11 protein-coding genes and 1 pseudogene are annotated in these 13,495 nt (G+C 55.7%); 4 read left to right on the top strand and 8 right to left on the bottom strand.

Annotated elements, in window-relative coordinates; all coding sequences use genetic code 11:
• Positions 1–143: 143 nt before the first annotated feature.
• Positions 144–485: a hypothetical protein gene (locus tag DDIC_RS06190; protein WP_136399634.1), complete on the bottom strand. Its 342-nt coding sequence runs from the start codon at positions 483–485 to the stop codon at positions 144–146.
• 101 nt (positions 486–586) lie between these two features.
• Between DDIC_RS06190 and rnc the strand changes: the two genes are divergently transcribed.
• Positions 587–1,330 carry a ribonuclease III gene (gene rnc, locus DDIC_RS06195; protein WP_247647576.1) on the top strand — a complete coding sequence of 248 codons (744 nt, stop codon included), beginning with the start codon at positions 587–589 and terminating at the stop codon, positions 1,328–1,330.
• Positions 1,331–1,445: 115 nt separating this feature from the next.
• Here rnc and DDIC_RS06200 read toward each other — a convergent pair whose 3' ends face one another.
• The 6 genes from DDIC_RS06200 to DDIC_RS06225 form a co-directional block, all read right to left on the bottom strand.
• A complete protein-coding gene (locus DDIC_RS06200; RefSeq protein WP_136399635.1) occupies positions 1,446–2,351 on the bottom strand; it encodes a flagellin in 906 nt (301 codons plus the stop codon).
• 71 nt (positions 2,352–2,422) lie between these two features.
• Positions 2,423–2,713 carry a hypothetical protein gene (locus DDIC_RS06205; protein WP_136399636.1) on the bottom strand — a complete coding sequence of 97 codons (291 nt, stop codon included), beginning with the start codon at positions 2,711–2,713 and terminating at the stop codon, positions 2,423–2,425.
• Between the two features lie 55 nt (positions 2,714–2,768).
• The gene (locus DDIC_RS06210; RefSeq protein WP_136401043.1) at positions 2,769–3,497 is read right to left on the bottom strand and encodes an amino acid ABC transporter ATP-binding protein; all 729 of its coding nucleotides are present in this window, start codon (positions 3,495–3,497) and stop codon (positions 2,769–2,771) included.
• A 20-nt stretch (positions 3,498–3,517) separates the two neighbouring features.
• On the bottom strand, positions 3,518–4,195 hold the full coding sequence (gltK, locus tag DDIC_RS06215) for a glutamate/aspartate ABC transporter permease GltK (RefSeq protein WP_136399637.1): 678 nt from the start codon (positions 4,193–4,195) through the stop codon (positions 3,518–3,520).
• Positions 4,188–4,937 (bottom strand): amino acid ABC transporter permease, encoded by a 750-nt coding sequence (locus tag DDIC_RS06220; RefSeq protein WP_136399638.1) that lies wholly within the window; start codon positions 4,935–4,937, stop codon positions 4,188–4,190. Before DDIC_RS06220 ends, gltK begins: the two co-directional genes overlap by 8 nt.
• 99 nt (positions 4,938–5,036) lie before the next feature.
• Positions 5,037–5,948, bottom strand: coding sequence for a glutamate/aspartate ABC transporter substrate-binding protein (locus tag DDIC_RS06225; RefSeq protein WP_136399639.1), 912 nt, complete (start codon positions 5,946–5,948; stop codon positions 5,037–5,039).
• A 694-nt stretch (positions 5,949–6,642) separates the two neighbouring features.
• Here DDIC_RS06225 and DDIC_RS06230 point away from each other — a divergent pair.
• The 3 genes and pseudogenes from DDIC_RS06230 to DDIC_RS06240 all read left to right on the top strand — a co-directional run bounded on the left by DDIC_RS06230 (position 6,643) and on the right by DDIC_RS06240 (position 12,610).
• Positions 6,643–8,349 carry a bacteriohemerythrin gene (locus DDIC_RS06230; RefSeq protein WP_247647577.1) on the top strand — a complete coding sequence of 569 codons (1,707 nt, stop codon included), beginning with the start codon at positions 6,643–6,645 and terminating at the stop codon, positions 8,347–8,349.
• 392 nt (positions 8,350–8,741) lie between these two features.
• Positions 8,742–9,044 (top strand): annotated as a pseudogene (locus tag DDIC_RS06235) (diguanylate cyclase); the annotation flags it as partial.
• A 311-nt stretch (positions 9,045–9,355) separates the two neighbouring features.
• Complete coding sequence (locus DDIC_RS06240) at positions 9,356–12,610, top strand: EAL domain-containing protein (RefSeq protein ID WP_168732483.1); 3,255 nt, start codon at positions 9,356–9,358, stop codon at positions 12,608–12,610.
• Positions 12,611–12,670: 60 nt separating this feature from the next.
• Here DDIC_RS06240 and DDIC_RS06245 read toward each other — a convergent pair whose 3' ends face one another.
• A complete protein-coding gene (locus DDIC_RS06245; RefSeq protein ID WP_136399642.1) occupies positions 12,671–13,495 on the bottom strand; it encodes a lysophospholipid acyltransferase family protein in 825 nt (274 codons plus the stop codon).

The raw sequence follows: 13,495 nt of genomic DNA on the forward strand, positions 1-13,495 counted from the left end.
AAAGGCGAGGGGTGCAAAAAGGGCGGCGTTTAGCGCCGCCCCCTGAAGAAGCAGAAAAGCCGAAATGTCAAATGACTTACCCGGCAAATCCGTCCGGCAGGCAGCCGGGCGGAGGTGGCGGGTACGCGGAGGCTTTTCAGAAGTTACTTGATAAGGCCGCTGCCAGAGCCATTGAATGGCTCGGAGCTGAACTGCATCCGGCCAAGGCCGCCGGCCACGGTCAGATTGGTGCAGGCTTCAATATATTTGTCCTGCAGTTCCTTGGGGGTGTTGGCATAGCGATAGAGGAAATTTTTGCCCTCGATGCTGCCGGTAAAATCAGGTTCAAAAGGATAGCCGTAGGGCAGCATCATCATTTGCACGCCCTGCTGGGTGGGAATGGTCTGAATGGTGGCCACCTCGTTAAGGCAGTCCTTTTCGGCGTCGTATTTGCCGATGATCAGTTCACCCGTCACCAGCTTCATCAAACGGATATCGTAAGCCATGCTCAACTCCTCGGTAGTCGTTGGTTTTACCTAGGCATTGGTGAAGCGCATGTCAAGGTATTTTGTGTTGCCATCGGTCATGAAATGAATAGAGTACGGCTATGCAAAATTTTGACGCTTCATCAAATATGCCGCCCAAGACAGCGGCAAAATTGCTGGAACCCGTGCTGGGCTACACCTTTATAAGACCGGAGCTGCTTGATCTTGCGTTGACGCACAGCTCGTGGGCCAACGAGTGCGGCATGGGGCAGAACCATAACGAAAGGCTTGAGTTTTTGGGCGATGCGGTGCTTGAGCTTTGCGTGTCTGCCCAGCTGTATCGTCGTTTTCCTGACGCGCGCGAGGGCGAGCTTACCAAGATGCGCGCGCATCTGGTAAGCACGGTCAGCCTTGCGGAGCGCGCAAGAAAAATCGGGCTTGATACCCTGCTCAAGCTTGGCAGGGGTGAAGAAAGTCAGGGCGGGCGCACGCGCGACGGCGTGCTGAGCGACGCGTTTGAAGCGATGCTGGCAGCTGTGTACGAGGACGGCGGTTTTGACGCGGCCAGGGAGGCTGTGGCGCGGCTTTTTGCCGACCGCTGGCCCACAGCGGCGAGCAAGACCATGCCCAAGGATTACAAAACCAGACTGCAGGAGACCTCGCAGCAGCAGTTTGGCGAGGCGCCCTTGTACACCCGGCTGGGCAGCAATGGCCCAGAGCATGCTAAGGTTTTTGAAATAGGGGTTAAACTGCCGGACGGCAGAGAATTTGTGGCTACAGGCAGCAGCTGCAAAAAGGCGGAACAAAATGCCGCCCAGCAGGCGCTGGATATGCTTGAAACGGCCAAGAGCACCAAAAACAGCTGACACATTCCCCAACATACCCAGCCTGTTACGTGGGCATATTCGGGAATGTCCCGGTCCGGGGGCACAGCCCCCGGACCTCCCATCTTTGGTCTACCACAGCCTAGTTTGTGATGGCCTAACCGCCAATAAGCTTCATGGCCATCTGCGGCAAGGAGTTGGCCTGCGAGAGCATGGCCACCGCTGACTGGGTCAAAATTTGTTCACGCACAAACTGCGTCATTTCCGTCGCCACGTCCACGTCCGAAATACGGGATTCAGCAGCCTGGAGGTTTTCAGCCTGAGTGTTCAGGTTGGTGATGGTGTTTTCCAGACGGTTTTGCACGGAACCGAGGTGGGCGCGGATTTTGTCCTTGGAAACAATGGCCTGCGTAATGGCGTCAAGGGACTTCTGCGCAGCCTCCTGCGTGGACACCGTACCGCCGTCGCGCATATTGCCGCTGGCGTCAAGGGCCTGATTGCCCACGCCCAATGACGAGGCGGTGGCGCTGCCGATGGTGATGTAATAATAGTCTTCGGCAGAGTCGTTGCCCGTGCCAAAGTGCACTTTGAGCTTGCCGCTCGAATTCATGCCGCTGCCATCGTGCGTTTCGGACGAAAGCGCGCCGTTGAGCAGATGGATGCCGTTGAAGTCGGTGGCGTTGGCGATACGGGTAATTTCCGACGCCATGGCCTGATATTCCGATTCGATCATCAGGCGCTGGGTGGAGTCGTACGTGCCGGTTGCGGCCTGTTCTGCCAGTTCCTTCATGCGGGTGAGCTTTTCGTCAACGACCCCAAGAGCGCCGTCGGCGGTCTGGATCATTGAGATAGCGTCGTTTGCGTTACGGGCGCCTTGCTGCAGGGTGGCTATATCGGCACGCTGCAGTTCGCGGATTGCCAGTCCGGCGGCATCGTCGGCGGCGCTGTTTACGCGAAGACCGGACGACAGCCTTTGTGTTGATTTACCCAATGCTGAGTAGTGCGCATTTAAATTTCTGGCCGTGTTGGCGGCCATCATATTATGGTTAATGACCAAAGACATGGGACACCTCCTGGTGGTTGCTAAGCTGTACACGCCAAGATGCAATCCATGTGCCAATAAAAAAAATATAATTATTGCAAATGATTATAAAATGACAGAACAAGCAGGAAAAATTTTCCCCCGGCAAAGGGGAATTTTTGACAGTATATCAGGGCATTCGAAGGCTTGCCCGACATCGGTTTTGTGCATAAGGAACGGCGCATCAGGCCACCGGCTGACTTGCAGTCGACAAATTGTTTCAGCGGCATGCGCGCCATGATTGATCTGCGGATGCCCTGCCTTTGCAACGCCGCAATGCCAAACAGGTAAACCCAGTCTGCGGGTGAGGAGCAGACAGAAAAAAACGTAAAAGCCCCGGCCATGTCTCTTCAAGCTGAGAGACATGGCCGGGGCTTTGGCTATATAAGAAGGAAGCTGTTAGTGCGGAATGATGTTGGCCAAAAAGTCTTTTGCACGCTGGGTGGCGGGGTTGTCGAAAAACTTGTCCTTGGGCGAGTCCTCAAGGATCGCGCCGGTCTCCATAAACAGAACCCTGTTGGCCACCTTGCGGGCAAAGCCCATCTCGTGGGTCACAACCATCATGGTCATGCCCTCGTAGGCGAGTTCAACCATAACGTCCAACACTTCATTGATCATTTCGGGGTCAAGGGCAGATGTTGGCTCGTCAAAAAGCATGGCCACAGGGTCCATGCACAGCGCACGTGCAATGGCCACGCGCTGCTGCTGCCCGCCGGAGAGCTGCGAGGGGTATTTGTCCGTTTGCGGCTCAAGCCCCACGCGTTTGAGCAGCATAAGGCCTTTCTCCATGGCTTCTTCGCGGTTGCGCTTGAGCACTTTTTCCTGAGCGAGCACAAGGTTGTGAATGATGCTCAAATGCGGAAAAAGCTCAAAGTGCTGAAAAACCATGCCCACATGGCTGCGCAGCCGGGCCAGATTGGTTTTTTTGCTGGTCACCTCTGTGCCGTTAACAATAATCTTGCCATCCTGCACAGGTTCCAGGCCGTTGACGGTCTTGATAAGCGTGGACTTTCCCGAACCGGAAGGCCCGCACACAACCACAACCTCGCCCTTGTGTATGCGCGTGCTGCAATGGCTCAGCACATTGAAGTCACCGTACCACTTGGATACGTTTTCCATAATAATCATGGCTTCATCGGTAGGGTTGATCATAGCTTGAGTCTCTTTTTTACCATGGTTACGGTGACTGATACACAGAAGCAAACAATAAAATAGCCCGCGCCTGCAAACAGCACCATATCAATTTCGTTGCCGGTCGTCTTGCCAATGTTGGAAGCGGTACGGAAAAAATCCGCCAGGCCGATGATGTAGACCAGGGCTGTATCCTGAAAAAGAATCATGCCCTGGGTCAGCAGCAGGGGAGTCATAACGCGAAAGGCCTGGGGCAGAATGACGTAGGTGAGCGTTTGCGACTTGGTCATGCCGAGCGCCAGCGCTGCGGAATACTGCCCGCTGGAAACGCTGCGCATGCCTGCGCGGATGATTTCGGCATAGTAGGCCGCCTCAAAGGCGGTAAATGCCACAATGGCGGAGACCAGTCGAATGTCTGTTTGCGGCGAAAGGTTGAAAAACGAACTCAAAAAATGCGGCACAATAAGGTAGAACCACAGCAGCACCATAACAAGCGGTATGGAGCGGAAGCAGTTTACATAGCTCGCCGAAAGCCAGCGCAGGGGCGCGTACACTGAAATGCGCGCGACCGCCAAAAGCGTGCCTATAACCATGCCCAGCGCAATGGCCGTGACCGTGATTTTAAGCGTAACCAGCGCTCCCTGACCGAGTAGGGGCAGGCTCTGCTGAATGATGCTCCAGTCAAAGCTAAACATTTTTGCCTCCTGCACTCGTGGAGGGCAAACGCATCTTGTTCTCCAGCAGTTTCATGGAACGCATGACCACAAAGTTCAGCAGCGCATAGGCAAGTGTCACCGCGATAAATGATTCGTAGGCGTAGCCCGAAAATTCCAACAGCCTGTTGGCCTGGGCGGTCAGCTCAATAAGACCGACTGTTGAGGCAACAGCCGAGTTTTTTACCATATTGAGCATCTCGGAGGTCAGCGGCGGTATGATGATGCGGTATGCGTTGGGCAGCAGCACATGCCGGTAGGTCTGGGGCAGCGTGAGGCCGAGGGCCAGAGCCGCATAGCGCTGCCCGTGCGAAAGCGCCTGAATGCCTGACCGTACCTGCTCGCATACGCGCGCGCCCGTAAAGAAACCCAGCGCGCAGACAGATATGATGAAAAATTGGATATTGGGGTTCAGTTCTGCCTTGAACCACACGCTCGCCCTGTAAGGCAAAAGGTCTGGCGCGGCAAGATACCAGATAAAAAATTGAACAATAAGAGGTATGTTACGAAAAATGGTCACATAGGCTGCGCCGATGTTGCTGAGAATCTTGTTGGGCAATGTGCGTAGAATGCCAAATAGCGAGCCCAGAACAAAAGCCAGAATCCAGGCGCAGACAGACAGGGCCACTGTTGTCAAAAAGCCATCCACCAGCCAGCTGAAGTAGGTGACGTTTCCAAACGGCGCCTGTTCAAAAAATATGCCCCAGTTCCAGTTAGCCTGCATTCTTTGGTTCCATCCCTAGTGTAAAAACATATATCAAGTGCTGCGGGCTGAACCGCATGTGCTGACGCGCTGCAAGCAGCGCGTCAGCACACACCAAAATCAGTTCAGGGCCTTGTCGTTGGGGGCCTTGAAAAGAGCCTTCATTTCGTTGGACATTTCAAAGTTCATGTTTATGTTCTTGGGCGGAATGGGCTGCATGAACCAGCGGTTGTACGACTTTTCGGCGTCGCCGTTCGCCTGTTCGGCGGCGATGGTGGCGTCAACCAGCTTCTTGAACTGGGCGTCGCCCTTGCGCACCATGCAGCCGTATGCTTCAAAACTCTGCGGCGTGCCAACGATGATCCAGTCGGTGGGCTTTTTGGCCTTGGCGCGTTCGCCCGCAAGCAGGGCGTCGTCCATAAAGAAGGCCACAGCGCGGCCCGATTCAACAGTGCGGAAGGCGTCGCCGTGGTCTTTAACGCTGATGATGTTGATGGCGAGGCCCTTGTCGTCGTTCATCTTGTTCAGCAGTTTTTCGGAGGTGGTGCCCGAGGTCACGGCTACGTTTTTGCCCTTAAGGTCGGCAAAATCCTTGATGCTCGAGTCTTTGTTGACCAGCAGACGGGTGCCGATGATGAAAAAGGTGTTGGAGAAGTCAACCTGCTGCTGACGTTCCAGGTTGTTGGTGGTGGAGCCGCATTCAAAGTCAAAGGTGCCGTTTTGCAGAAGGGGGATGCGGTTCTGCGAGGTGATGGGCACGTAGCGAACCTGCAGGTTGGGCATGTTCAGCTGCTTTTTGACGGCGTCAACGATCTTGCTGGAGTAATCCTGGGCATAGCCGATAACATTCTGCTGCAGGTCGTAGTAAGAAAAAGGCACGGAGGATTCGCGGTGACCCACCACGATAACGCCGGTATCCTTAATTTTTTGCAAGGTTCCGGTGAGTTCTTCTGCCTGGGCCTGACCGCCCTGAGCGGAGGTCAGAAGAAGCAGAGCCGCCAAAGCGGACAAAATGGATTTTTTCAGCGCCATGGGTTCCTCCTGAATTGGCATTTACAAAAGGCGACGCCACGTTTGCCAAATTATAGCGCCGCGCAAGAAAATAGTTGAGCAAAAACGTGTCAGAAGCGCCCCGAAGCACCGCGCCTGCGGGCCGCTCCATGGGTGAATGCCCGGGGGCGTTTTGCCAGACGGTTTTTACCGGTTCTCCTGCCAGAGTACACAGCCTGCACACATCAGACGCGCCAATATGGGCAGACAAACATGCCGGATGCGCATCACGATTTTTAACGCACGCCGAATCACGCCACTGTAAACGATAACGCATCAATCAGCAAAGAAAAATACTATCAAGCCATACGGACGCATAACGTCCCATGGCTCGATGCTGATTGGTGCCTTGGGGGGAAAAGGCGCCTCCGCACGTAGGCGTGCAGAAACCACAAATGCTGGCGGTAAAATACCTGCTGCAGAATTGTCGCTAAACTACCTCGTTACAATTATAAATATTGAGGGTGGTGTCAATAAGTCCGTGGCCTGTCCATGGCTGTGCTGCCTTGCTAACGGCTGTTTTTGGGGGCCTTCAAACTGTGCGTTTTTTTTATTTTGTCTCTGCTGACGCCGCTTGTTTTGTCCGATAAAGGATAATATGATCAAAATGCTTGGTTTGTGTCTTTGCCATTGTCCGTAGCACCCCCGGAAGCCTGTTTCTCCAAAGGATGAGTTTATGGTTTTTATTCCACACGTTTTTGCCTTTATTCTGCTGATGATTTTGGCTTTTGCAGGCAATTTGGGCGGATTTTTATGGGCTGCCTGGGCGGGGGTTGCTGCCTGCATGGTCGGCGACGCGCTCTTGCGGGTACGTTTACTGGCTGCCGCCGGGCAGATGCGCAGGCAGATGGAGGCCGCTATCGATGATGCCGGTACGGGCGGCGGTGCACGTGCGGGTTTGGGCGCAAGCGCAAGCAATGCCGATCTGCTTGCCCTTTGTCTTGAGCGCCTGCGCAGAGCGGAATCGAACCTTGCCGCAGAGCGTGTGCGTGCGGCGGAGCTTGAAACCGCTGGCGGGGAACTTCAAAACAGCCTGCGGGATGCGCAGGCTGAAAAAGCCGCGCTGCTTGAAAAATTTGCCAGTGGCGATGCCGTGCTGCGCAAAGCCCATACGGTTTGCACCAAGCTCTCTGCTGAAGCGCAGCATCTTGCGACGCTTGTTTCAGAGGTTAATCAGGGGGTAGGCGTGCAGCGTGACCGCCTGAACGAAACCGGCGGCGCCATGGAAGCGGTTGCGCAGGGTGCGCAGGAGTCCTCCATGCGCGTGCGCGAGGTTTCGGAAAACGCCCACACGGCCAGCGCCAGCGCGTCGGCCAGCAAGCAGGAGGTAGACGGTGCTGTGGCGTCCATTGATAAGCTCAAGGACACCATTGTACTGCTCAAGGAGGCCATGGCTGGCCTGGGCGAAAAAGCCAGCAATATTGGCAAGGTAATGGCGGTGATCAACGAGGTTGCCGACCAGACCAACCTGCTTGCCCTGAACGCGGCCATCGAAGCTGCCCGTGCGGGCGAGGCCGGGCGAGGGTTTGCCGTTGTGGCGGACGAGGTGCGCAAACTGGCGGAAAAAACCATGGGCGCCACCAAGGAAGTTGAAGAAGCCGTAACCGCCATACAGCAGGAAACCCGGCGCAATGCGGAAACCGTAGAGGCGGCGGCCCATCTGGGTGTTGAGGGGGCTACGTCGGCCTCGCTGGCGGGGGGGCGTCTGGGCGAAATTCTTGAAGCCATCTCGGGCACCGCCCAGCATCTGCAGGCCGTGGCCGCTACCGCAGGCGTGCAGTCAAACAATATTGAAGACGCCAACAAGGCTCTGGAAGAAATCCGTATAGTGGCCGAGCAGACCTCCGGCAACATGCAGGTTTTTACCGCCGCGCTTTTGACTTTTCAGGGCGGCATGGAAGAGCTGGACATGATTGTCAACGCCATGGTCAGCGGCGATTACGAACGGGCGGCATCAAGCAAATTTGTGCAGTGGACGCCGCGTATGGAACTGGGAATCAGCGAGATAGACCGCCAGCACCGCATGCTTGTCGACTATATCAACGACCTGCACAGCGCCATGTCCAACCATCGCAGCGCAGAAGAACTGCTGGGCATACTGCACAAGCTGCATGATTACACCAGCACGCACTTCAGGGATGAAGAAAAACGCTTTGTCCATACAGATTACCCGTCTGTCAAGGATCATCTCCAGATCCACAGAGAGTTTGAAGCAAAGGTTGATGAAGTGGAGCGCGGCATAAAGCAGGGCACAGTCACCTTGAGCATGGATCTGTTGTCCTTCCTCAAAGACTGGCTGGTGCAGCACATAATGGGCATGGATGCGCAGTACGTGCAGTATGTCAAAAAAGGCGCCAGGGCCCCAGTCCGCAAGGGACGATAAATTGAGCTGCGTCAGGTAGCTGGCTCATTGAATCATGGCCCGTCTGGCCCCCGGTGCACTTGTTGCGCTGGCGGTTCAGACGGGCCTTTTGCTGTCCAATGCGGCACTGCGGGCTTTGGCTTGCGCAATGCCCGTAAATTATTCATTGTGTTCATGCCCGCTTACCCTCGCAATCCCATAAGGTCTGCCGGTCAGATTCGCCCCATCGCGGCATTGCAGCTGATCTTTTAATTGCCGGGCTTTGGGGATGCTGGACATGCCAGCTGCGGCGGCTCAGCGCGGTGTTCTGCACCTTTCCAATACCGGCGTCTCACGGGCCTTGCCAACAGGCAAAAATTTTCCAGCGCCCTGTCTGAGGCAATGACGGACTCGCATCGGTACGAGCGCCCTTTTCCCTTGCTGTTCTTGATGTGGACAACGTAACGTGTGTTAACGACACCATTTGGTCATCTTGCGGGCGATGCCGTGCTGCAACCCTGAGCGCCATTACCCTGAGGGCGCTTCGCCCCGGCAACATGGCGGGCCGTTGGGGAAGCGAGGAATTTCTTGTGCTTCTGCAAGATACCGCAGCAGCCGAGGCGCTGGAGCTGGCCGACAAGCTGCGGCGCAGCCTCGGCGGGCACGATTTTGCCGACGGCCTGCGTTGCGCCGTCAGCATCGGCGTGGCGGTAATGCGCCGCGAGGAACACCGTTGACAACCTTATCCATCGTGGGATACGGCCCTGTACAGTGCAAAAATGCAGGCAAGAACAGGGTGATGATGAGCCAGGCTGTTTGTGCGTGCGCCGCAGGCAGACTTGCCGTGGTTGATGCCAGAGTTTATTGTTCCTGTGCTTGCCTGAAATGATATTTTGAGATAGATTTTTTTATAGATGGCCTTCAACTAACAGCTATTTTAAGGGCCTTAAGCAAATTTCCTATGGTTTAGCATGGCTTTTGTCGGGGCCATGTGCTCCTGCTGGTCTGCATGTGCTGCATTACACGAAATCCGTTGTGCGGGGTTCATATGCCAGAGGCCCATCCACACATTCGTTCGCAAACTTCAACAAATTATCCAGTCTGGCTGCGCACATACAGGCCGTTGTGGATTATTGCCATAATTGACCTGCTTGTGCTGGGCATTATTGTGTTTGCCCTTACGGTGAGCAGACAGCGTGATTTTGAAAAAATCGCCGCAACACTCGAAAATGTTTCCAGTTCCATGGATCAAATACTTTCGTGGCGGTTTGAAAAAATTCACTTTGCGCTGCTCTCCACCATCGACGAGGTGGAGCGTCTGACCAGAACCGGCAATGCAACCTGGGAAAGCTTTGACAGTCTTGGTCTAAGCCTGGACGAAAGGGTGCCGGAAACGCTTGGTTATGTGATTGCCAACAACAAGGGCAATGTCATTTATGCCTCGCCCCGTGCTCTGACCGGCGAAATATCCGTCGCCAACGACGAGCATTTTCGCCACATGCGAGACAGCCTCACGACCGGGCTTGTTATCTCCAGGCCTTTTTACGGTCATTCGTGGCCACACCCCATTGTGGTGCTGTCCATGCCGTATGCGCAGCCTGACGGTTCGTTTGGCGGTATTGTGGCCTGCGCTGTTTCCATCAACATGTTTTCTTCTGTCATGCAGGCTGCCGAAATCGTCGGCCCCACCGCCATGGCAACGCTGTGGGATAAAAAGCCCGGGTTGATCACCCAGCACCCCGAGGGGCTGTTTGTTCTGGACGCCAAACCTTCCGCCCCGCTGCGCAAGCTCATAATGCAGGATGCGGCCCCTACCATTTACCATCACAACCGCGTTGACTTTAACAATAAAAACAGGATCGCCTTTTTTCGCAAGCTCAGCCAGTGGCCGCTGTATCTCTCCATAGGCGTGTACGAGCAGGACATACTGGGCAAGTGGCGACAAAACCTGTTTTCAATAGGCATTTTGGGGTTGGTATGCCTTGTTATCTCTCTCTGGAGCGGTCTGGCCTACACCCGGCACGTCAACGCCATAGAAAAAAACGAAAAACGTTACAAAGGGCTTTTTGACAACATGCAGGCAGGTCTGGCCCTGTTTGAGCCGGTTTTTTCGCCTTCGGGCGCAATCAGCGACTTCAAGTATGTTGAAATCAACAATGCCTATTGCAAAATTTTTAAGGTGACGCCCGAAGACGTTTTGGAAAAAACACTTCTGTTCCGCATTGCCAACAAAACATCCAAGGCCGGGCTGTGGGTGAACCCTCTCATAGCGACCGTTGAAACCGGTGAACCGCGACATTTTGACTTTTTTCTTGAAGGCAACAACCTTTGGATAGACATCGTGGCCTACCGCCCGGAAGCGGGAAAGGTGGCTATTTTGTGCACAGACGTGAGCGAAAGCCGGTTTGCGCAGGAGAGAGCCAGCCGGGTTTCGCAAATGTACGCAGCACTCAGCCGGTGCAACCAGGCCATTGTGCGCTGCAAGGCGCGCGAAGCGCTGTTTTCTGAAATATGCCGTGCAGCAGTTGAGGCTGGCGGCTTGAAGGGCGCGTGGATAGGGCTTGTTGAAAAATCAACCGGCAACGTGCGCCCGGTGGCCTCTTTCGGCCTTGATGCCGTCGATCTGCAACGACTGCGGGTGTCCATGCACGAGTCAGATCCCTTTGGGGCTGGCCCAACAGGCTGCGCCATACGCGATAACGAGGCCATCTGGTCTGACAATTCCACTGCAGATCCGCGTCTTGTCCCCTGGTGGCAGCTGATCCAGAAGACCGGCTTTCTTTCTGTCGGGGCGCTGCCCTTGCGGCAGCGTGGAGAAGTGCTGGGCAACATGACGCTCTACTCGACAGAGGTGGGCGCTTTTGACCCAGAGGCGCGCGAGCTGCTGGCCGAAATGGCCACCAACGTAAGCTTTGCGCTTGATAATTTTGCCTGGGAGGAAGAGCGCCAGCGCAACGAAGCCATAATCAACGAGCTGGCTTTCTATGACCAGCTGACCGGTCTAGCCAATCGCCCCCTGCTGGCGGACCGCATACGGCTGGCTGTTGCGGCAGGCCTGCAAAATCACCAGTACAGCGCGCTGCTGTTCATCGACCTCGACAGCTTCAAGACCATCAATGATACGCTTGGGCACGATCATGGCGACAGCCTGCTCAAGCAGGTGGGCAAACGCCTGCTTACGCTTGTGCAGCCAGAGGATACCGTGGCCCGGTTTGGCGGCGACGAATTTGTGCTGTTGCTGCAGGCGATTTCGAGCCGGCGCGACAAGGCGGTAGAAAGGGCGGGGCTTGCCAGCCGCAAGATACTGAGCGCGGTGAGAGACCCCATCATTATTGAGGGCATAACCTGCAACTGTACGGCCAGTATAGGCGTCACCCTGTTTGGCGTAGACGCCATCACGCCCGACGAGCTGCTCAAGCAGGCCGACCTTGCCATGTATCAGGCCAAGGATGCCGGCAGAAACACCGTGCGTTTTTTTGATCCGCACGTGCAACGGGTTGTTTTGGAGCGCATAGCTCTGGAACGGGAGCTTGAGGACGCCATAGGGCTTGAGCAGTTTGTGCTCCATTATCAGCCGCAGATTAATGCCGACAATCGGGTTATAGGCGCGGAGGCGCTGATACGTTGGCAACACCCTGTGCGGGGGCTGATGAGCCCCGCCGAGTTTATCCCCCTGGCGGAAGAAAACGGCATGATCGTGCGCATAGGCAACTGGGTGCTGCGCCAGGCCTGCGCCCAGCTTGCCATATGGGCTGATCTGCCGGAATTTGCCGGGCTTTCTGTGGCGGTCAACGTGAGCGTCAGGCAGTTCCGTGAAAGCGGCTTTGTCAGGGATGTGACTGCGGCGGTGCGGCAGTCGGGCATTGACCCAAGCCTGCTGAAACTGGAAATTACCGAAAGTCAGCTGGCGCTCAACATGCAGGAAATAATCTCCACCATGGTCGAGCTGGGCAATCTGGGCATACGGTTTTCACTGGACGACTTCGGCAAAGGGTATTCGTCCATGACCTATCTCAAGATGCTGCCGCTGGAGCAGCTCAAGATTGATGGCTCGTTTATCCGCGATCTGCTCACCGATTCCAACGACGCCGCCATCGCCGCAACCATTATTGCCCTTTCGCAAAGTCTTGGTTTTAGCGCGGTGGCAGAGTGCGTTGAAAACTCAGCGCAGCAAAACGCGTTGTTGCGCATGGGCTGCACGCTGTTTCAGGGGTATCTGTTCAGCAAGCCGCTTGCCGTGCAGGATTTTGAGCGGTATGTGGATGCGGCGGCAAAGGCCGCCAGCACGCTGCAGCAGGCATAAGATACGGCAGATAAAAAAGGCGAGCCGCAGCCCGCCCCATATGACATCCGTTAGCGTGCGCTATCCGTTGTTGCCGTCCAGTTGCTGCCATTTGCCAAGGCAGCTTTCAATGTGCCTGCATATGGCGGCCTGTTCCTCGCGTCCCTGACCGTTCACGCTGATAGGGTCGGCAAAGGTGTAGCGGATGGCCATGCCGGGCGTTACCGGGCCCAGCTCCTTAATTTTTTTGCCCTGACCCCAGGCGTCGGTTTTAAGCGCCAGCGGCACAATGGGCACCCCAGCCTTTTTTGCCAGCTTGACCCCGATGGAATTGAACATCTGCGGGTTAAACTCGCGCGAGCGCGTGTGCTGCGGAAACACAATAATGGAAATACCCTTCTTAAGGCGTTCGAGGCCGCCCTCAAGCACTGCGGCGAGGTCTTCGCGAGGGTTGGTGCGTCCAACTACGACGGGGTCGCGCGAGCACATCACCGGGCCAAAAAACGGCATGGTGGTAAGGCTGCGTTTGACCACAAAGGTAACGGGGCGGCGGGGGCGTATCAGGCCCGGCAGCATAAAGGTTTCAAGCGTGCTCATGTGGTTGGCCACAAACAGGCAGGGGCCGTCGGCGGCTTCAATGGCGCTCATGCCCTCAATTTCGATGGGGCAGCCCATGCGCTCAACAAGGTCGGCAACCCATACGCTGGCGTACACCCACGCGGCGTCGTCGCAAAGACCCTTGGACGCACGCGCGCACAGCCAGCGTACCGGCCCGAGAAACAGGCGGCTGTAAAAGCTGAGCGATGGCATCATGCGGCTGAAAAAGCCCGCACTGGCATGTTGGCTGCTGTATGTGTCGCCTGTAAGAAACTTGGCTTCAAATGCGCCGTCAACAAAGGGGTTCAT

It is taken from the genome of Desulfovibrio desulfuricans (genome assembly GCF_004801255.1).
Classification (GTDB): domain Bacteria; phylum Desulfobacterota; class Desulfovibrionia; order Desulfovibrionales; family Desulfovibrionaceae; genus Desulfovibrio; species Desulfovibrio desulfuricans_C.